We start from the raw sequence: 17,894 nt of genomic DNA on the forward strand, positions 1-17,894 counted from the left end.
ACCTTGGTTTTTCCCGGTCCCGTCTCGTTGAAGACCGCTTCCTGTTCCTCTTTGCTCAATCGTCCAAACAGTGGATAGATTTCGAGCAAATGGTCGTGATCGGCCATGTACAAGGCATTGACGCAGGTGGTGATGTCGAACTCGCCGCTCATGAACACCAATATATCGCCCGAATGCCGTTTGGCTTCAGTCATGACGATGGAGGTGACCGCTTCAATCTGATAATCGAGCGTCTCCCGTTCCAAGGGCTTGTAGATGACCTGGACAGGATAGATGCGGGCATCGATGCTGACAATCGGGGCGTTGTCAAAGAACTCGCTGAACACCTTGGTGTTGATGGTGGCGCTGCTGATGATGACCTTGAACTCTTTTCGTTGAGCCATGACATCCTTCAAAAGACCAAGGATGAAGTCGATGTTCAGTGAGCGCTCATGGGCCTCATCAACCAAAATTACCGAATAGGAGCGAAGCAGTGGGTCGGCCTTCAGCTCCATGAGCAGGATGCCGTCGGTCATCACCTTGATGCGGGTATTGGAATTTGTAGTATCCTCAAACCGCATCTTGTAGCCGACAAACCCATCATCCTTGCCGACTTGCCGCCTGATGAAATCACTGACGCTGAGTGTTGCAATGCGTCTGGGTTGCGTAATGCCTACCTGCAGTTGGTCTGCATAGCCGGCTTCATGGAGGATCAGGGGGATTTGCGTAGTCTTTCCGCTTCCGGTTGGACTTTCAACAATGATGACTTGGTTTTCTGCAAGTCCATCAAGAATTTCCTGCCGATGCAGATACACCGGCAAATGTTTCATGTCTTTCAAATTAATTCCTTTGTAGTATGGGCAACGCCTCTTGTAGTGTCAGATTTGGATGATTTTCCCGGCTCACCAGGTTTTTCAAGGTAAACCGATTCTGCTCTTCCTCTTCCTTGCTTACAAGAATGGCGTAGGGTATGGCATTGTTCTCAGCCCACTTGTATTGGGCTGCCAGCTTTTTGTCTGCGAGATAGACACAGACTCGAACGCCTGCCTTCCTGAGGTTTCTGGCAAGCTGGTCGTAATAGGCGAATGAAGCCGCATCGGTATTCAAGATGGCTGCATCGGCAGAGCTGGTCGACTGTACGATGGGGCTGTCCAGTTCTTCCAAGGCGGCCAGAAGACGGTCGAGCCCGATTGAGGAGCCTACTCCAGGCAGCTTTTCCTTGGTATAGAGGCTTGCCAGGTCGTTGTACCTTCCCCCGCTGCATACCGAACCGAAATGCGGCAGCCGGGTGAGGAACGTTTCGTAGACGATGCCCGTGTAGTAGTCGAGACCCCGGGTGATGGAGGGGTCGAATACGAAGTGACCGGCTATGCCGGCAGCTTTCAGATAGGCATAAATGGTTCTCATTCGTTTTGTGTGGACCTCTTCGTGTCCTGCGAGCGCACTCAACCGGTCAAGTGTGTCCAAAAAACTTTCGCTCTCATCTTCCTTGTGTATATAGGAGAGAATCCGGTTCGCTTTGTCAGTGCTGCCGGTAATCCGGGCAAGCTGCAGAGCCACTTCATCCTTGCCGATTTTCCTGAGCTTGTCGACCGTCCTCAGTATTTCGGTGGACTTGTCAGCGATGTCCAAGTGTGCCAGAAAGGCATTGAACAGACCCCTGTGGGCGATGCAGAACTGATAGTCCTCGATTCCCATGACCGCGAAAGAACTGTCCATCATGCTGAGAATCTCAAAGTCGGCCTCGGCATTATCGACACCTACAATATCAAAGTCACACTGGGTGAACTCCCGGTATCGTCCTTTCTGGGGGTTTTCGCCGCGCCACACCTTGTCGATGTGAAACCGCTTGAAGGGCAGTGCAAGTTCACTTTGGTGTTGAGCCAGGAAACGGGCAAACGGTACGGTAAGGTCGAAACGAAGGGCGACATCTCGCTCCCCGTTATCCTTGAAATGGAAAATCTGCTTGTCCGTCTCACCACCGCCTTTGCCGAGCAGCACTTCGGTATATTCGAGCACCGGAGTATCGATGGGAACAAAACCATAGGAGGAGAAATGGGTTTCCAACTTGCCGATGATTGCTTTTTTGGGGATTTCCATGGCAGGCAGGAAGTCTCGGAAACCTTTCAGAACCCTTGGTTCAATGATGCTTCCTTCCTTTGTTTTATTACTCATTGACTCATGCTCCTGTTGTGTTTTTAGAGTGGATGGTGTACAAAGAGTGTATAATGAATCGCTTGTTCTCTGCAATACGCGGTTCTTTCCACTCCATACAACTTCATTTGAGAGCGATATGCTGATACGATACAAACAAGACGAACAAGGAAAGACTCTGCCTGTTGCCAACATCTACACGCAAGCCGAACATAAGATCCAAGCCAACCTGTTGGACAAGGATGCCCTCTGGGCCATCAAAAAACTGCAAGCCAGCGGCGCAGAGGCGTATTTGGTCGGGGGTGCGGTTCGGGATATGTTGCTTGGAACCACCCCGAAGGACTTTGATATTGCCACCAGTGCATCACCGAGGCAGATCCAAAGGATGTTCTGGAACGCCAGAATCATTGGAAAGCGCTTCAAGCTGGTTCACTTGGTTTTCAAGGATAAGGTTCTAGAGGTTTCCACCTTCCGAAGCGGCGAGGAAGCGATGGACGGGAACAACAATGTGTTCGGTTCCATCGACCAGGATGCAAAGCGCCGGGATTTCTCCATCAACAGTTTCTATTACGATCCCACCAGTGGACAATTGCTTGATTTCAACCATGCCATGGAGGATTTCAAGAAAAAGCGGATCAGTTCCATCATCGATCTCGATGAGTCCTTCACCGAAGATCCGGTACGGATGATCAGGGCCATCAAATATTCGGTCACCACCGGGTTCTCCTTGCGTTGGAGCATCAAGATGGCAATTCGTAAATACTCCAATGAACTATCCAGGGTCTCAACGAGCAGACTGACCGAAGAAGTAAACAAAATTCTTTCAAGCGGTCACAGCTGCGAAATTTTCAATGAATTGAAACGGTACAAGCTTCTGGTTTTCATGCTTCCGGCCTTCTCAATCTACAGCAGTTATCCCCAGGTGCAATCGAGCCTGAGGGAGATGGACAAGCAAGTGTTGCTCTCCAAACAAGGCAAGGGGCCTGAAGTACAACAAGCTGATATGATCAAGGCGCTTGTCGATCCCCTGATTGTCTTTACTGATGAGCAAATGACATCAGAGCAACGCTTCAAGGAGACGTTCAGGCAGATCAAGGTGTTGATCAGTCCCATGACCCCCTCCAATTACGATATCGAGCTTGCCAGCGAGCGTTTGCTGTGTGAGCGCGGCTTCAAGACCCCCCGAAACTGCGTTCGGGTCCAGCGTCCTGCAAATCGAATTCCCGGTAGAAGGACCCCTGCTTCTGCAGCACAGCGCAAGGTGCGGCCCGAGGTATCGGCTGAAGGGGCGAAAAAGCGAAGAGCCCGAAAGCGTGGACCGAAGAAGAATCCATTGGTCGCAACAGGCGTGCAAGTACCTTCAGAGCAGACCACAGCACTGACCAGCGCCGAGGTGCATGATCTCTAGCCCCACTCCTCGATTTCGATGTTGACACTGGCGACGAAAATGCTTCCGTATTTCTCCAAACTGTCGGCGATGTACTCTTGCAGTTCGCCCAAGGTGGTGGAGATTTGATGTTGCATCGGCACCCTGAGCTTGACAGTCAGAGCATAGCCTTCCGGTTTGACCTGGACCTGTACCCGCTTGACCTTGATTTGCGAATCGAACTCATCCAGGCAATGGGCAACCATCTGGGTAAGGGCGGCTTCACTGACCGTTGTTTTGCTGTACTTGGAAAATTCCGGCCTTACAATGGTTTTCTCAAAGCTGACATTTCTTCGCTTGAACGGAACACGATGGCTTTTCTTGTTCAAGAAGACACGCATTGAATCGTACACTATCTGTGGATAATTGCGTGTGATTTCAATGGAAGGTACCGGGATGACATGCTTGCCTTCGGAATAGCGGATGCGCATTGCCGTCTCAATCTGTTCCTTGGTGGCGATATCCTCGATGCGAAACAGCTTCTCGGGCTGGGGAAGGTTGAGCCGGGAAGCAATTTTATACACCATTTTTTCACTGGTTCCGATGATCAGCACCTTATGGTACTTTTCCTTGGCCAAAGCTTCGTTGACCTGCCTTTGGTGGTCCACATCGTCAAATACAGCGGTACGAACAGCCGAAAGGACGTTCTCCTCCCGCTTGGCGGATTTGCCTGCAAGGATGCGGTCGCCACGGATGAGCAGTCCATCATCTATGATTAAATCTATACGATATTTCTGGGCAACCAACTTGGAACGAAAGCTTTTGCCGGTCCCGCTTTTACCGACCAAGGCATACACCTTCGTTCCCTTCAATTTCCAGAAGGCATACCTAAATACTCGATTCATGGTTTTCATTATACCGAAATTCTTGTACAATAGCACTGTATTTGCTAAAATTCTCAGTCTGTTCTGATAATCATCTACACAAGGAGCGTTATGCATGCAGAAAGTACCTACGTTCAGCAAGGGTGGTGTGCATCCTGATGACAAGAAGGTATTCAGCCGTTCCCAGTCGATTGAAAGACTACCAATGCCGTCGGAGTTGATCGTCGCACTGTCACAGCACCTTGGTGCACCGGCGAAAGCCCTGAAAGCCAAGGGCGATACCGTACGTAAGGGAGAGAAGATAGGGGAGAGTGCAGGGTTCATCAGCGCTGATGTCCACTCACCTGTCAACGGCGTTGTCAAGGAAATAAGACGGGTCACGCTCGCCAACAGCGTCCAATGCGATGCGTTTGTGATAATTCCCGATGCCGAACAGCCCGACCAGAAAAGCGAAATGCTTGATTGGAAAGGGCAAAGCAGTGCCGATCTGCTTGCGAAAATCAAGGATTTGGGTATTGTAGGCATGGGTGGGGCTACGTTCCCGGCTCATGTGAAGTTCACCGTACCCCGAGACAAGAAGGTCGAAGCCTTCGTGGTCAATGGTGTTGAGTGTGAACCCTACCTGACCGCCGACTACCGCATCATGCTCGAAAAAGGCGAAGAGGTTCTTGAAGGAGCCATGATCTGCGCCAAGATTATCGGAGCTCAGCGGATTATTGTCGGTATCGAAATGAACAAACCTGACTGTATCGCCCATCTGAAGGACATTGTCAAACAGAAGGGCTATCCGATTGAAATCATGGGTTTGAAAATAAAGTATCCCCAGGGAGATGAGAAGCAGCTGCTCAAGGCAACCATAAACCGTGAAATTCCTTCGGGCAAGCTACCTCTCGATGTTGGAGCCGTGGTTGCCAATATCGGAACCTGCAATGCAGTGTACGAAGCGATCGTATTGGGGAAGAGCCTGTATGAACGGGTGATCAGCGTCACCGGTGAATGCATAGCAAAGCCCAAGAACATTCTTGCTCCCGTAGGAACCAAGGCAAGCGATTTGCTCGCCTTCTGCGGCGGTTTCTCAAGCGAACCGGAAAAACTGGTCAGCGGTGGTCCCATGATGGGCTTCTCCTTCTTTGATATGGAAACACCCATCACCAAGGGAAGCAGCGGATTGCTCGCTCTGCCTCCACAAAAAAAGGTTCGCACAACGGCATGCCTCAACTGTGGACGCTGCGTAGCAGCCTGTCCCATCGGATTGATGCCGGCCAAGCTGTATCGCCTGATCACCAATGGTCGCTATGAAGAGGCGATGCAAACCAGTCTGATGGACTGCAAGGAGTGCGGTTGCTGCTCCTATGTCTGTCCTGCACATCTTCCTCTTGTGCACACCATGAAGACTGGAAAGAAACTGGGGAGAAAGAAGAAATGAATAAACCTACCTTGACGGTTTCCTCTTCACCACACCTTCATGCGAAGACGGACACCGCATCCATCATGTGGATGGTATCGCTTGCCCTGACTCCAGCCACCCTGTGGGGTGTCTATGTATTCGGCCTGCGTTCAGCTCTTGTTCTTGCGGTGGCCATCGCAAGTTCGTTGCTCTGTGAATTTCTCTTGGGCAAACTCAGCAAGGAATCGACGCTCTGGGATGGTTCTGCATTCCTTACGGGCTTGTTGGTTGGATTGAACATGAGCCCTTCGATTCCTTTGTTCATTCCCGTTTTGGCAAGTGCCTTTGCGATTTTTGTTGCAAAGTGGGTGTTCGGGGGCTTGGGAGCCAACTGGGCCAACCCGGCGCTTGCAGGCCGTGTGTTCGTGTTCTTTTCCTATACAACCCCGATGTCCAGCTTCGTCACCCCCAAGACGCTTGCTTCTGCGATGCCGGATGCACTGGCTTCGGCAACTCCGCTGGGATTTGCAAAAACAGCCATCGCCTCGGGCACTCTCGGCATGGATACAAACGCCCTTTTGCAGGCTTCTTCGTATCCTGCAACCTCATTTGCCCAATCGATTTCTGCAGCCACAGGATTCAGCGCCTACAGCATTGACGCTTTCTTGGGCAATGTCGCCGGCTGTATCGGTGAAGTGAGTGCACTGGCCCTTCTCATTGGCGGGATTTTCCTACTTGTCACCAAGATCATCACCTGGCATATTCCCGTTACATATCTTTTGAGTGTCGGTGTGTTCTCTTGGATTTTCGGTGGTATTCCCTCGGCCAATGGAGCTTTCAGCGGAGCCTTCTTCCCTTCGATGTTCAGCGGCGGCCTGATGCTCGGTGCCTTGTTCATGGCAACCGACTATGTCACCAGCCCGATTACCCGCAAAGGGCAGATGATCTACGGTCTGGGGTGTGGCTTCTTTACCTTCCTCTTCAGATATTTCGGCAGCATGCCCGAGGCGGTCTCGGTCTCCATCCTTCTGATGAATATTCTGGCCCCCACCATCGACCGGTATATCATTCCGCGCAAGTTCGGTGATACCAGAGAACTGCGCAAGAAGCAGAAGGAGGCAAAAGTATGAGAAAAAATATCAAGTATGCCATGATCCTTCTTACCATCTGTGCAGTAAGCGCTTTTGCACTCGCCTTGACCAATTCCATCACCTCTCCTGTCATTGCCCAAATGGACTCAAACAATCGAGTAAAGGCGCTTGAAGCGGTGAGTGCCGGATACGATATCGGCGAGCAGAAAGAAGTCACCGGCCACGCTTACGTTACCTATGTCATCGACTTGCAGAAGGATGCCGAGGTTGTGGGATACATCCTGGGGCTGAAAACCGCTGGATATGGCGGTGAAATGACGTTGGTGGCATCCTATACCGCTCAAGGAGAAATGTTGTTCGCCCAGCTGTTGACCCACAACGAGACACCCGGGCTTGGCAAGAAAGCCGAAGACGATGGGTATATGGACAAATTCAAGGGTACCGGTGGTGCGAAGCCCGTCCCGACGAACAAGACCATGCTCAGTTCCGACGATGCGCAGGCAGTCAGCGGTTCCTCGGTAACGTTCACTGCAATTGCCAAAGCGATCAATGGCGGCAGTGAATATGTGAAAAGCCTTGGAGGTGTAAAGTGAAAGCCAATTTGAAAGAACTCACCAAAGGTATATTCAAAGAGAACCCGGTGTTTGTCATCGTCCTCGGACTGTGCCCGGTCCTTGGTGTTTCCAGCCAGGTCTCAAATGCCATCGGCATGTCGGCAGGCGTCATGTTCGTATTGCTGTTCAGCAATATTTTCATCTCGGCCTTGCGGAAAGTCATTCCTGCAAGCATTCATATTCCTGCCTATATCGTCATCATCGCGAGTCTTGTTACCATCACTGAGATGGTGATGCATGCATTTGTCCCTGCAGTCTACAGCGCTCTTGGAGTGTATCTACCCTTGATAGTTGTCAACTGCATCATTCTTGGAAGGGCCGAGGCGTTTGCAAGCAAGAATACCGTGCTTGACTCAATTCTTGATGCACTGGGCATGTCGATCGGATTTGCCTTGGGTATAACCCTGATCGCCCTCATCCGTGAGTTGTTTGGTTCAGGAACCATTACTTTGTTTCCTGTTGGTACTTTCAGCGGTGTCATCAACATCCCATGGTTCATCAACAACCCGATCCGTGTTCTGGCCTTGGCCCCGGGGGCATTGCTGCTGATGGGATTCCTGAAGGCGTTTTTCGACTGGAACACCTTGAGAAAGAAGGATAGGTAACATGAGCTATATCGCAATACTTTTAACGTTCATTTTTATCAACAACTTCATTCTTGTACAGTTTTTGGGACTTTGTCCGTTCATCGGGGTCTCCAAGAACAGCGAGAATGCCATCGGCATGGGTGCCTCTGTTACCTTTGTTACCACCGTAGCCTCGGTTGTCACCTGGGCCATCTACTATTTCTTGCTGGTTCCTTTCAACCTGCAGTACCTGCAGACACTGACCTTCATTCTGGTCATCGCCAGCTTGGTACAGCTTCTTGAGATGGTGATTCAGAAGATCAGCCCTGCTCTGTATAAGGCACTAGGCATCTATCTTCCCCTCATCACCACCAACTGTGCAGTACTCGGTATTGCAATCATCAACATCTCCAACAATTATAATGTGATGGAAGCCTTCACTGCAGGACTTGCTGCCGGACTGGGGTTCACCCTTGCCATTGTTTTGATGAGCAATATCCGCGAGCGTCTTGATCTTCAGCCGGTGCGCAAGGCGTATCGCGGCATGCCGATTGCTTTCATCAGTGCGGGTTTGATGGCCTTGGCATTCATGGCCTTCGACAAGTCCTTGATCACCAACCTGCATTTGGTATAAGGGGGGAGATGTGAATATTCTCTTTGCTATTCTTGTGGTAGCCGTCCTCGGCGGCTTGTTTGGATTCGGTCTTTCCTATGCTGAGAAGAAACTTGCGATTAAGAAAGACCCGAGAGTTCTTGCCCTCGAACCGATCATGCCTGGTGCCAACTGTGGTGTCTGTGGCTATGCCGGTTGTAATGCATATGCCGCTGCCGTCGCCTTGGGTGAAGCTGAAATCGGGCTTTGCAGCCCTGGAGGTCCCTCTCTTGTTGCCAAAATGGCCGAGATCATGGGCAAAAAGGTGGAAGCGAGCGGTGATGACCGCCGCAAAGTCGCACACGTCATGTGCAAGGGCAACACCGAGTTCACGGTAAAAGACTACAATTATGAGGGGTTGCTTGACTGCAATGCCGCCTCGCTTCTGTTCGGCGGTGATAATAATTGCAAGAGCGGATGCCTGCATTTGGGCAGTTGCATAAAAGTTTGTCCGGTTGGGGCTATCTCTAAGGACAAGGATGGGTATATTATAGTTGATGAAAAACTTTGCATCAGCTGTGAGAAGTGCGTCGCGATCTGTCCCACCGGGGTCATGCAGATGATCTATGAAGACAGTGAGTATGTCATCGACTGCAATAGTCACGAGCCCGGTGGAAAGGTTCGCAAACAGTGTACGGTTGGATGTATAGGATGTAAGATTTGTGAAACCAAGTATCCTGAATCAGGATGCAAGGTCGATCGATTCCTTGCTGTCTTTGATCAGACGCTCCCGCACAGTCAAATAGAAGAGGCTGCCCAGGCGTGTCCGACAAAAATCATCATCAAGCGGTAATGGATGAAAGTACTGATAGGTGCCTACAGTCAACTTAGCCAAGGTGTACCAGTGCCCGCATTCGAGCGGGCACTTACTGCTGTAATCAAGCCAATGCTGACGCTTTTGCACCACAGTGAGGGATCTGTGCTGCAGCTCTCTTTGGGGGTGCCGGTGCTGGAGTGGTTGGAGTTGACTCAACAACCTGTCAATCTTTTGCTCGCCGATTTGGCAAGGCAGGGCAAAATCGAATTTTTGACTGGTTCCTATCATCAAAGCATTCTCAATCTGATCTCTCCGAAAGATCGATCGAATCAGGTTGAGCTTACCACCACCTATTTGCGCAAGCGATACGGACAACGTTCAAAAACGATGTTCAGCTATGCCCAGGTATTCAATCCGAACTACATCAACACCATGAATTTATGTTGTGTTGATTCCCTGGTCATCTCTTCCTATGATTGCGACAAGCCGAAACAACATTTCTCCCAACCGTTTTCCATGCAGGAAATGGGCAAATCCATTTCAGTGATCCCGACAAGCTCTCCCATCAACTCACTGGTGCAAAAGTTTGGGGCAAAGGAGATAAGCTTTGGCAATCTGCTTGATCAAATCCGCTTGGTGTTTGAAGCAAGGCCACAATTCATCATGGCCATGGTGAATATCGATCAGCTTTTGCAGGGCGGTATCAGTGAGGAGCAGACGGTCCAACTGTTTACTACCTTCCTGCACTACGGTTCACAGAGCATCGAAGAAATACACGGAGAACAAGAACTTCCTCCAAAAGGGTACCTGCAGGCAGGTTGGTACGGCTTTGACTCAATCAAATCGGATTTATGCTGCATCAACGAACTCTTTGTAAAGGACGAAAGTTTTGCGTACATGTACGGTCGGTACACCTCTATGGTTGAGACTGCTCGTTCGTATAAGAAAGATAAGGATGTTCGCAAGCGTTTGGAGCAGTTGATCCAAAAGATGTCGACGGGAGCAGTGTATCTGTGTGATGCCAATGCAACCATGCTTCGCAGTTCGGTCAGAAAGCTGTTCTGGAGATACATCAGTGAAGCAGATAGTGTTCTGGCCGGCCTGAACGATTTTTCCTACCCGGTAATCACCGATTTTGACCGCGATGCATTGGATGAATACCTGGCCATTGGCAAATATCTGAGCTGTGTGGTCGACTCCAAGGGTGGAAGCCTCGCCGAGTTGACATACCTGCCTTCCTTATACAACTACGGGGACACGCTTTCGGTGATGAAGGGATTTGGAAGCACCGTGAAAAACCTGCATCAAACCCCGCCGGGAAGAAAGCAACGCTTATTCACCGATGTGTTTCTGCCACATGACTCGGTGCTCGATGAATATTCGAAAACCGATGAGCATTCCTGTCTCGATATGAGCAATGCAGTGTACAGCCTCTCCGTCCTTGATCGGCGAAATACTGAGTATCGTGCGGTCGCCACAACCGGCCGGTCTGCAATCATCAATGGAGAGCTTGAGATATCCAAGCACTTCAAGCTGAGACAAAATACCGTGTTGCTTGATGTGACACTGACCAATCTGAGCGAACATCCGGTCAGCTTTCTGTATGGCTGTGAGATTCCTCTTTCCATCGCTTCGTTCAAGAATCGGGTATCGTTTTTTCAACTCGAAAGCAAAAAGAATGTACTGCACGAGGAAGAGGAAATCATCCTTGAGCATGTCAAATCAATCAGGATGTATGATGAGCCGAACAGCACCTCGCTCACCTTGGTTGCCGATGCCCGCTTTACCTTGTTGAAAGAAGACTATACTATTGAAAAATCCACCATCCTCGGCGTGGAACAACTGTACCAGCATACGTTGTTCATGACTTTTTGGCCCATCCAATTGGAAAGCGGAGCAGAGAGAAAAATTACCCTTGGACTCAGGGTGGAACGAAAATAACTGTCTCAAGGAGTGAGCCCATGTTTTTCCAGAATAAATCCCTGTTTGAAAGTATAAAAGAAGAAGCCTATACCGTATGGAGGCGTCTTTGACCCCGATCGCATGCTTTCTGAAATCCAAGACCTTGAAGCAAAAACACTTGCACCCGGTTTCTGGGATGACCGAAAGGGAGCCGAAGCGTTGTTTGCAAAGCTGAACAGCCTGAAGGATTCCTACTACCCTTGGAAAGAGTTGATCGATTCCATTGCAGAAATGTCTGAATTGATGGAAATCTACGCTGATGAGCCGAATAATCCTGAGGAAGAAGCACAGATTGATGAACAGATCGGAGCACTGAAAGAGCAGTACCACCAACTCAAGCTGAAGACGCTGCTCGATGGCAAATTTGACAAGAACGACTGTTTTCTCACCATCCATGCAGGTGCCGGAGGCAATGAGGCCAGTGACTGGGCTAATATGCTGATGCGCATGTACCTCCGATATTGCGAGCGGAACGGGTTCAAGAGTCAGGTGCTCGATATTCTTGAAGATGAAGGTGGTATAAAAAGTGCCACCATCAAGGTATCGGGACCGTACAGTTTCGGCTACCTCAAGGGGGAGGCCGGCGTGCATCGCCTGGTCCGCATCAGTCCCTTCGATTCGCAAAAACGCAGGCACACCTCCTTTACCAGTGTCTATGCATCGCCTGTCATCGACGACACCATCGAGATTGACCTCAAGCCCGAGGACTATCGCCTGGATACCTATCGTGCAGGCGGGGCGGGCGGACAGCATGTCAATAAGACCGACAGTGCAGTGCGCATCACCCACTATGCAACCGGCATTGTCGTTCAATGCCAGAATGAACGCAGCCAAGTCATGAACAAGGATGTCGCATTCAAGATGCTCAAGAGCCGACTCTACGAGTACTATCGTGAAGAGAAGGAGAAGGAGCATCAGAAGGACGCCATTGAAAAAAAGGAAATCACCTGGGGAAGCCAGATTCGATCATATGTATTCCAGCCTTACACAATGGTCAAGGATCATCGGACAGGGGTGACCGTAGGCAATATCCAAGCAGTCATGGACGGGGAAATCGGGGATTTCATTGAAGGCTATCTCCAATGGGCCCAGAAGGAGGAGTAGCCTATGGCCAGGCGCTCAGCCTTGCTGACACTCCTTCTTGTTCTCTTGTTCCCCTTGTTCGGTGTTGAAAAAGCCGGCCCCTCTTTTCGTGTCGGCATTGTTTCTCTCGACGCCGGTCTGGAAGATATGGCCGAGGTGGTAGCCGCTTCGGCCAAAGCCTATGGTCCGCGTATTCACCTCGATGATCGGCAGCATCAGGTGATGCTGGAAAAACAAAACCTACACCTCGAGCAGGAAAGAATCGATGCATTGCATGCTGCCTACATGAAACAGGATGCCGCAACAGTGGCTGCACTGCAGCAGGAGCAGGTCTTTGGAGAGATCAGCCGGGTCCTTGATTGCAACTATACCATTGAACCGTATCAAAGCGAGCTTGCAACGCTGCTTCGTTCAGGCAAGGATGCATTGGATTGGTATATGCAGCATAGTCAATACGACGGCCTTTTCATCCTGCAATCCCAAGCCATGGGGGATCTGAACCGAATACTTGTCGACTTTCTGTTCATCGAACGCACGACTTTGCTTGATCGTTTGGTACAATATGGCTCGTACCGAAGCCTTTCCAAGGAGCTGGATGCACACATGTTCCGTCTGCTGGGCTCCCCCGATCAGGGAGCCTTGTGTTTCGAGCAGGGAAATACGGCTTTCACGGTCTTTGTTGACGGCTTTGAACATACCGCGCCGGACGCCCCCCTTTTTCTTCCAGTCGGAGAGCATGAGCTGGTATGTACATCCCTCGGCTATGAAGACAAGCACATGACGGTGACCGTAAGGTCGAAAGCAATCCAGTACATCACCGTGAGCTTGACCAAAATCAAGCATCCTGCGTTGCAAATCAGCTCGCAAAGTGGAAGTGCAACCTGGTTTGCAGATGGCAGGCTATTGGGCACAGGCCTTTCCATTTCCCTGCTCGAACCATCGTATCCAATGGTGCTATCCGGCACCAAGGAAGGATTTGAGAGCCGCATCCTGCAACTGGACACTCCTTTGGAGACTTTGGAGGTGTCATTCACCCCTGTCGAGCTCTCAAACGAGGTGCTGGTTTTGGACAGTCAAAGAGACTTCTATAAACGCCTGAGAAACACTATCTTGGTATTCGGAGGCTATGTAGGATGCATTGCCTTGTCAAAGACTTACCAGACCAGCCAGCCTCTCTGGCAGGTCGGTATGGTTGCAACCAGTTCGCTGGCTTTGGTAGGCAGTGTTGCACTGGTGATGGAACTCGCTTCATATGCAGCCCGGGCAGGCTCGCATTTGTGATATTATTTTAGGAGTTATATATGCTGAAAGGATTTGGAGCGAAATTAAAAGCGCTCTTCGGGATGAATACTTTTGATGAACAGTACTTTGAGAACCTTGAGGATTTTCTGATCGAGGGAGACTTGGGAGCCAAGCTGGCAATGGATATCTCGGACGAAGTCCGCAAGTTGGCCAAGAGTGAGAAACCAAAGACACAGAGGGATCTGCAGCTTTTGGTCAAGCGTTTGCTCTCAGACAAGATCCGGGTTTTCAATCCAAACCTTGAAGCAGGAAGTTTGACAGTATTCTTGATCCTTGGAGTCAACGGCGTCGGCAAAACCACGTCGATTGCAAAGCTCGCCCAGTATTATAAACAGCAGGGCAAGCAGGTGCTCCTCGCTGCAGCCGATACGTTCCGTGCAGCTGCGATCGATCAACTGGAGGTGCATGCACAGCGTCTTGGTTGCCGGATAGTCAAGCAGAAAAGCGGCAGCGACCCAGGCTCGGTGGTGTTTGACGCCATCACCTCAGCCCAAGCCAGAGGAGAGGACCTAATTTTGGTGGATACTGCAGGGAGAATGCACAACAAGGAGAATCTGTTGCGGGAACTTTCGAAAATCGACAAAATCGTAAAGGGCAGGGGAATCGATGATGTTCATTACAAAAAGTTTTTGGTCATCGACTCGACAACCGGGCAGAATGGCATCAGCCAGGCAGAACTCTTCAATCAGGCTGTCCGGTTGGATGCTTTGATTCTCACCAAATATGACAGTCTTGCCAAAGGCGGCGCCCTGGTGCAAATCGGCGAGAAACAGAATATTCCCATTGCCTTTGTCGGCACCGGTGAGACATACAAGGACATGCATCCCTTCGACAAGGATGAGTTCCTCGATACCTTGGTGGGGCTTGCCGAATAACATGAAACGCCTGTTGTTGTCCTGCACCATGTTCTTTTGTCTTGCAGCCCTGTTGGGTGCGACGATGCGATCATCCAACAGCATCGGACAAGATAGGGGTGAGTGGCTGCATGATGACCAGTATTATTTGGTCCAGCTTCCCAATCAGACGCAGCTCCATGGTCCGGACGGACTGGTATGGGTCAAGCAGATGTTCGACGGGGAGCAGGAACAAACAGTGGTGACCAGGTATGCCGATGGCAGAGCCGACCTGATTGAAGTCTATCAGGATGCATTCTTGGTGCGCCGCCAAAGCGGATCTGCAATAACGTATTATCAGTATTCCGCGGATGGTCTGCTTGTCCAGACGACACACGTAATCGATGGACGGCTTCAAGAGGCAAGACTCTATGGCTACCACAAGGCAGCACTTGCCACAATTCTGACAGTTTCGGATGGCCAGAGCAATCTACGTACCTTCGGGATGCTCAAGGACCATGCCTACTATGCCTATTCCGATGCAGAAGGGGGGCAGTTGTTCACCACCTTTGCCAAGGGAAGGACCATCGGAGAATATTGGATAGGCGAGCAGAAGCAGGAGAAACTTTCGGTAACCACGTATGAGGACGGTGCTTTCTCCATCCTTCGGAAGCGGGGCGATGAAGAGATCCTCCAGCAGTATGATGCTTCCGGCCTATTGGTTTCTTCCAAATACCCTTCCTATCTCGTTGAATACAGGTATAATGAAAACCGAGTGCTCATAGAAGAGCGGACTATCGAAGCGGGCGGCAAGATGACAAGCAAAAAATATGAAGAGGGAAAGCTTGTCGAATCGACTGAGGAAGCAGGGGGACGCGTGGTACAAAGCACCCGATACAATGAAGATGGAAGCAGCGTACAAACTCTCTACACCGAGGGGAGGCGATATGCTGATGTCACCTATGCCGTTGATGGGAAGCGGGTCCTTTCCATCACCTACTATTGAAATGCGGACTCTTCTTCTCCTCTGCACCCGGTATGCTTTCTCCAAGCAGAACAAGCATCGGGGGACCAGTATCCGCATCACCATCGGTCTGGCTCTCTGTTTGTTTGCCATCATTGCGGTTCTGGCCTTCATGCAGGCTCTGCAGCGGGACCAATTTGATGATATTCGTACCTTTGAATCCTTCGATCTGCAGGTCGATCTTGCAACGAGTGACAAGATGGCGGCCCAAAAGGCGGCACAAGAGATTGAAGCCTTGAGCAGCGTTGATGCAGCTTTCATCTATGCAGATATTCCCGTCATCACCCAAGCTTCAAACGGAGGGACGGTGGCGGGAAGAATCAGGGGAATGGAGGCCGAGGGGAGGTTTCTCTCCCAACTCAACAGTTACCGGGGCGAGCTCTTTGTGCCGGGAATGCTTGCCTCATCGTATTCAAACAGCGGGACTCACGCCCTCAAGGATGAGGTCAAGGTAACCTTGCTTAAGAAAGGCAGGCAGGCAACCGTGATACCGAGCCAGAAAAGCATGGTGATCGGTTCGCTCTACTATACAAGCAGTTATGATTTTGACAGGGCGACCTTTCTTTGCGATGTCGATACCCTGCTTTCCTTGAATCCCGATGCCCGTCTGAGAATAGGAATCTTCACCCGGGACGACGTGCTTGCAGTCAAGCAGCAGGTTTTGAAACTCGGGTATGAGGATGTCGCCACGTACAAGGAAGTGAATGCCTCCCTGTATGGTGCCATGGAGCTTGAGCAGAAGATGATGACTCTCATGCTTTTTCTGATGGTGATCGTTATTTTGGTCCATATCAGAAACAGCAGCCGTCGTTTGCTTTTAGCCAAACAACGGGAGATAGCAATGCTCAGGTCGATGGGGTTGACCAAGAAAAAGGTCCAAGCCTTGTTCGTAATGCAGTCCATTCTCGTCACCCTCATCGGGTGTGTGTTGGGTCTTGCCCTGTCCTATTCGGCCATAGCCCTCTATCCGATGCTCTCCCATGTCGTATACCAATCCATGGGTGTCCACCTGGTTCTGGAGATCAGAACGTATGAGGTTGTTTTTTTGGTGGTCTTGATCTTGGTTTTCAGTATGCTTGCCTCCTTCCAGGGGACGCATAGAATCCTGAAAGCCGACATTATGGAGATGTTTTCACATGACGAAGTCAGCTGAAGTGTTATCCCTGAAGCAAGTTTCCAAAAGCTTTCCTGCAACGCTGAGGGGAGGCCAGCCGATCCAGATTTTACAGCAGGTCTCTCTCTCGCTTGCATCTTCCACCAGTATCGCCATCACCGGCAGAAGCGGAAGCGGAAAGTCAACGCTGCTGCAAATCAGTGCAGGTCTGCTGGGTTGCGACAGCGGTCAGGTGATATTCGAGAACCAGCAGATTTCCACCCTTGATGATGTGAAATTGAGCATGCTGCGATGTAAACGGATGGGCTTTATTTTCCAGAGCAGCCTCCTGCTTGATGATTTCAACGCTTTGGAGAATGTACAGATTCCCGCCATGATCGCAGGCAGTTCGGAAAAGCAGGCCCGGAAACGAGCATTGGAGTTGTTGCAAACCGTCGGACTTGCAGACCGGCTCTATCATACCAGTGACCAACTGTCCGGTGGTGAGCGTCAGCGTGTCGCCATCGCCAGGGCCTTGGTGAATGAACCGGCTGTAATCTTTGCCGATGAACCTACCGGTTCCCTTGATGAGCGCAATGCCCAGTTGGTCGAAGACCTGTTGTTCAACCTGGTAAGCGAGCGGAAGGTGTCGTTGATGCTGATCACCCACAACAATGCGTTTGCCAGCCGCTGCGACATCGTCTACCATTTGCATGACAAGAAGCTGGAGGTGGATGCTTGAAACATTCCCTTTTGCGCCTCATGGTGCTCAGGAAACTGGGCTATCGAGGCAGTCGGGCAGCAAAAAAACGAATACTGTTCAACATCCTGTTGATCAGCTTGGTTGTGGCTTCCTTGGTTTTCGCCCAGATTTTCGTCATATCCATGAGTCGCGGAATTGCCGATAAGTACGCACTGTTGGGCAACGGGCATTTGCAGGTTCATGAGACAGGTGAACTTGATCTTGAACCGATACAGGGGATCCTGGATACCCAGCTGGTAGCGCAGAGTTATGCGCTCATCTATAGTCCCCAAGCAAATAAGATGGTCCGGCTCAAAGGGGTGGGTTCCGATTATTTCAATGAGATGCGTCTTTCCCAACTCACCATGGGAGCCCAAGAAACGAGCGAAGAGACCAATCTTCCCC

17 protein-coding genes and 1 pseudogene are annotated in these 17,894 nt (G+C 50.5%); 15 read left to right on the top strand and 3 right to left on the bottom strand.

The features are described 5' to 3' along the window. Both B3F49_RS12055 and hisS read right to left on the bottom strand, forming a co-directional pair. The coding region (locus tag B3F49_RS12055) for a DEAD/DEAH box helicase (protein WP_293911372.1) at positions 1–809 on the bottom strand (809 nt) is incomplete at its 3' end. A 10-nt stretch (positions 810–819) separates the two neighbouring features. Continuing rightward, positions 820–2,154, bottom strand: a complete 1,335-nt coding sequence (hisS, locus tag B3F49_RS12060) for a histidine--tRNA ligase (RefSeq protein ID WP_293911376.1) — start codon at positions 2,152–2,154, stop codon at positions 820–822. Positions 2,155–2,272: 118 nt separating this feature from the next. Between hisS and B3F49_RS12065 the strand changes: the two genes are divergently transcribed. After that, complete coding sequence (locus tag B3F49_RS12065; RefSeq protein ID WP_293893632.1) at positions 2,273–3,541, top strand: poly(A) polymerase; 1,269 nt, start codon at positions 2,273–2,275, stop codon at positions 3,539–3,541. On the opposite strand, the gene B3F49_RS12070 is transcribed toward B3F49_RS12065, so the two are convergent. Further along, entirely contained in the window at positions 3,538–4,413 is an 876-nt protein-coding gene (locus tag B3F49_RS12070) for an ATP-binding protein (RefSeq protein WP_293893635.1), read from the bottom strand. The two genes, B3F49_RS12065 and B3F49_RS12070, sit on opposite strands and share 4 nt — an antisense overlap. A gap of 85 nt (positions 4,414–4,498) precedes the next feature. On the opposite strand from B3F49_RS12070, the gene rsxC reads away from it, so the two are divergent. The 14 genes and pseudogenes from rsxC to B3F49_RS12140 form a co-directional block, all read left to right on the top strand. After that, positions 4,499–5,809, top strand: coding sequence for an electron transport complex subunit RsxC (rsxC, locus tag B3F49_RS12075; RefSeq protein ID WP_293911378.1), 1,311 nt, complete (start codon positions 4,499–4,501; stop codon positions 5,807–5,809). Beyond that, positions 5,806–6,900 carry an RnfABCDGE type electron transport complex subunit D gene (locus B3F49_RS12080; RefSeq protein WP_293911380.1) on the top strand — a complete coding sequence of 365 codons (1,095 nt, stop codon included), beginning with the start codon at positions 5,806–5,808 and terminating at the stop codon, positions 6,898–6,900. The genes rsxC and B3F49_RS12080 overlap by 4 nt, the downstream gene beginning before the upstream one ends. Continuing rightward, positions 6,897–7,454 (top strand): FMN-binding protein, encoded by a 558-nt coding sequence (locus tag B3F49_RS12085; protein ID WP_293911383.1) that lies wholly within the window; start codon positions 6,897–6,899, stop codon positions 7,452–7,454. Before B3F49_RS12080 ends, B3F49_RS12085 begins: the two co-directional genes overlap by 4 nt. Beyond that, positions 7,451–8,080: an electron transport complex subunit RsxE gene (gene rsxE / locus B3F49_RS12090; protein WP_293911385.1), complete on the top strand. Its 630-nt coding sequence runs from the start codon at positions 7,451–7,453 to the stop codon at positions 8,078–8,080. The genes B3F49_RS12085 and rsxE overlap by 4 nt, the downstream gene beginning before the upstream one ends. 1 nt (position 8,081) lies before the next feature. Next, positions 8,082–8,675: an electron transport complex subunit RsxA gene (gene rsxA / locus B3F49_RS12095; RefSeq protein ID WP_293893650.1), complete on the top strand. Its 594-nt coding sequence runs from the start codon at positions 8,082–8,084 to the stop codon at positions 8,673–8,675. A gap of 10 nt (positions 8,676–8,685) precedes the next feature. Beyond that, positions 8,686–9,486, top strand: coding sequence for an RnfABCDGE type electron transport complex subunit B (locus B3F49_RS12100; protein WP_293911387.1), 801 nt, complete (start codon positions 8,686–8,688; stop codon positions 9,484–9,486). Between the two features lie 93 nt (positions 9,487–9,579). Next, on the top strand, positions 9,580–11,391 hold the full coding sequence (locus tag B3F49_RS12105) for an alpha-amylase/4-alpha-glucanotransferase domain-containing protein (protein ID WP_293911389.1): 1,812 nt from the start codon (positions 9,580–9,582) through the stop codon (positions 11,389–11,391). Between the two features lie 20 nt (positions 11,392–11,411). After that, a protein-coding gene (prfB, locus tag B3F49_RS12110) for a peptide chain release factor 2 (RefSeq protein WP_293911391.1) occupies positions 11,412–12,516 on the top strand; the annotation gives its coding sequence in 2 pieces (ribosomal slippage) (positions 11,412–11,480 and positions 11,482–12,516; 1,104 coding nt in all). Between the two features lie 3 nt (positions 12,517–12,519). Then, a complete protein-coding gene (locus B3F49_RS12115) occupies positions 12,520–13,776 on the top strand; it encodes a hypothetical protein (protein ID WP_293911393.1) in 1,257 nt (418 codons plus the stop codon). Positions 13,777–13,796: 20 nt separating this feature from the next. Further along, entirely contained in the window at positions 13,797–14,672 is an 876-nt protein-coding gene (gene ftsY / locus B3F49_RS12120) for a signal recognition particle-docking protein FtsY (protein ID WP_293893664.1), read from the top strand. 1 nt (position 14,673) lies between these two features. Then, positions 14,674–15,636, top strand: coding sequence for a hypothetical protein (locus B3F49_RS12125; RefSeq protein ID WP_293911395.1), 963 nt, complete (start codon positions 14,674–14,676; stop codon positions 15,634–15,636). 1 nt (position 15,637) lies between these two features. After that, positions 15,638–16,807 carry an ABC transporter permease gene (locus B3F49_RS12130; RefSeq protein ID WP_293911397.1) on the top strand — a complete coding sequence of 390 codons (1,170 nt, stop codon included), beginning with the start codon at positions 15,638–15,640 and terminating at the stop codon, positions 16,805–16,807. After that, positions 16,791–17,489, top strand: a complete 699-nt coding sequence (locus B3F49_RS12135) for an ABC transporter ATP-binding protein (protein ID WP_293911400.1) — start codon at positions 16,791–16,793, stop codon at positions 17,487–17,489. Before B3F49_RS12130 ends, B3F49_RS12135 begins: the two co-directional genes overlap by 17 nt. After that, positions 17,486–17,894, top strand: a pseudogene (locus tag B3F49_RS12140) (ABC transporter permease); the annotation flags it as partial. The gene B3F49_RS12135 and the pseudogene B3F49_RS12140, both read left to right, overlap by 4 nt.

The sequence above is a fragment of the Sphaerochaeta sp. UBA5836 genome, from assembly GCF_002432845.1.
Lineage (GTDB): Bacteria > Spirochaetota > Spirochaetia > Sphaerochaetales > Sphaerochaetaceae > Sphaerochaeta.

What these genes read in the sequence shown, in the direction of transcription:
- hisS (WP_293911376.1), bottom strand. Translation starts at nt 2,154, where the DNA reads ATGAGTAATAAAACAAAGGAAGGAAGCATCATTGAACCAAGGGTTCTG.
- B3F49_RS12065 (WP_293893632.1), top strand. Translation starts at nt 2,273, where the DNA reads ATGCTGATACGATACAAACAAGACGAACAAGGAAAGACTCTGCCTGTT.
- B3F49_RS12070 (WP_293893635.1), bottom strand. Translation starts at nt 4,413, where the DNA reads ATGAAAACCATGAATCGAGTATTTAGGTATGCCTTCTGGAAATTGAAG.
- rsxC (WP_293911378.1), top strand. Translation starts at nt 4,499, where the DNA reads ATGCAGAAAGTACCTACGTTCAGCAAGGGTGGTGTGCATCCTGATGAC.
- B3F49_RS12080 (WP_293911380.1), top strand. Translation starts at nt 5,806, where the DNA reads ATGAATAAACCTACCTTGACGGTTTCCTCTTCACCACACCTTCATGCG.
- B3F49_RS12085 (WP_293911383.1), top strand. Translation starts at nt 6,897, where the DNA reads ATGAGAAAAAATATCAAGTATGCCATGATCCTTCTTACCATCTGTGCA.
- rsxA (WP_293893650.1), top strand. Translation starts at nt 8,082, where the DNA reads ATGAGCTATATCGCAATACTTTTAACGTTCATTTTTATCAACAACTTC.
- B3F49_RS12105 (WP_293911389.1), top strand. Translation starts at nt 9,580, where the DNA reads ATGCTGACGCTTTTGCACCACAGTGAGGGATCTGTGCTGCAGCTCTCT.
- B3F49_RS12115 (WP_293911393.1), top strand. Translation starts at nt 12,520, where the DNA reads ATGGCCAGGCGCTCAGCCTTGCTGACACTCCTTCTTGTTCTCTTGTTC.
- ftsY (WP_293893664.1), top strand. Translation starts at nt 13,797, where the DNA reads ATGCTGAAAGGATTTGGAGCGAAATTAAAAGCGCTCTTCGGGATGAAT.
- B3F49_RS12125 (WP_293911395.1), top strand. Translation starts at nt 14,674, where the DNA reads ATGAAACGCCTGTTGTTGTCCTGCACCATGTTCTTTTGTCTTGCAGCC.
- B3F49_RS12130 (WP_293911397.1), top strand. Translation starts at nt 15,638, where the DNA reads ATGCGGACTCTTCTTCTCCTCTGCACCCGGTATGCTTTCTCCAAGCAG.
- B3F49_RS12135 (WP_293911400.1), top strand. Translation starts at nt 16,791, where the DNA reads ATGACGAAGTCAGCTGAAGTGTTATCCCTGAAGCAAGTTTCCAAAAGC.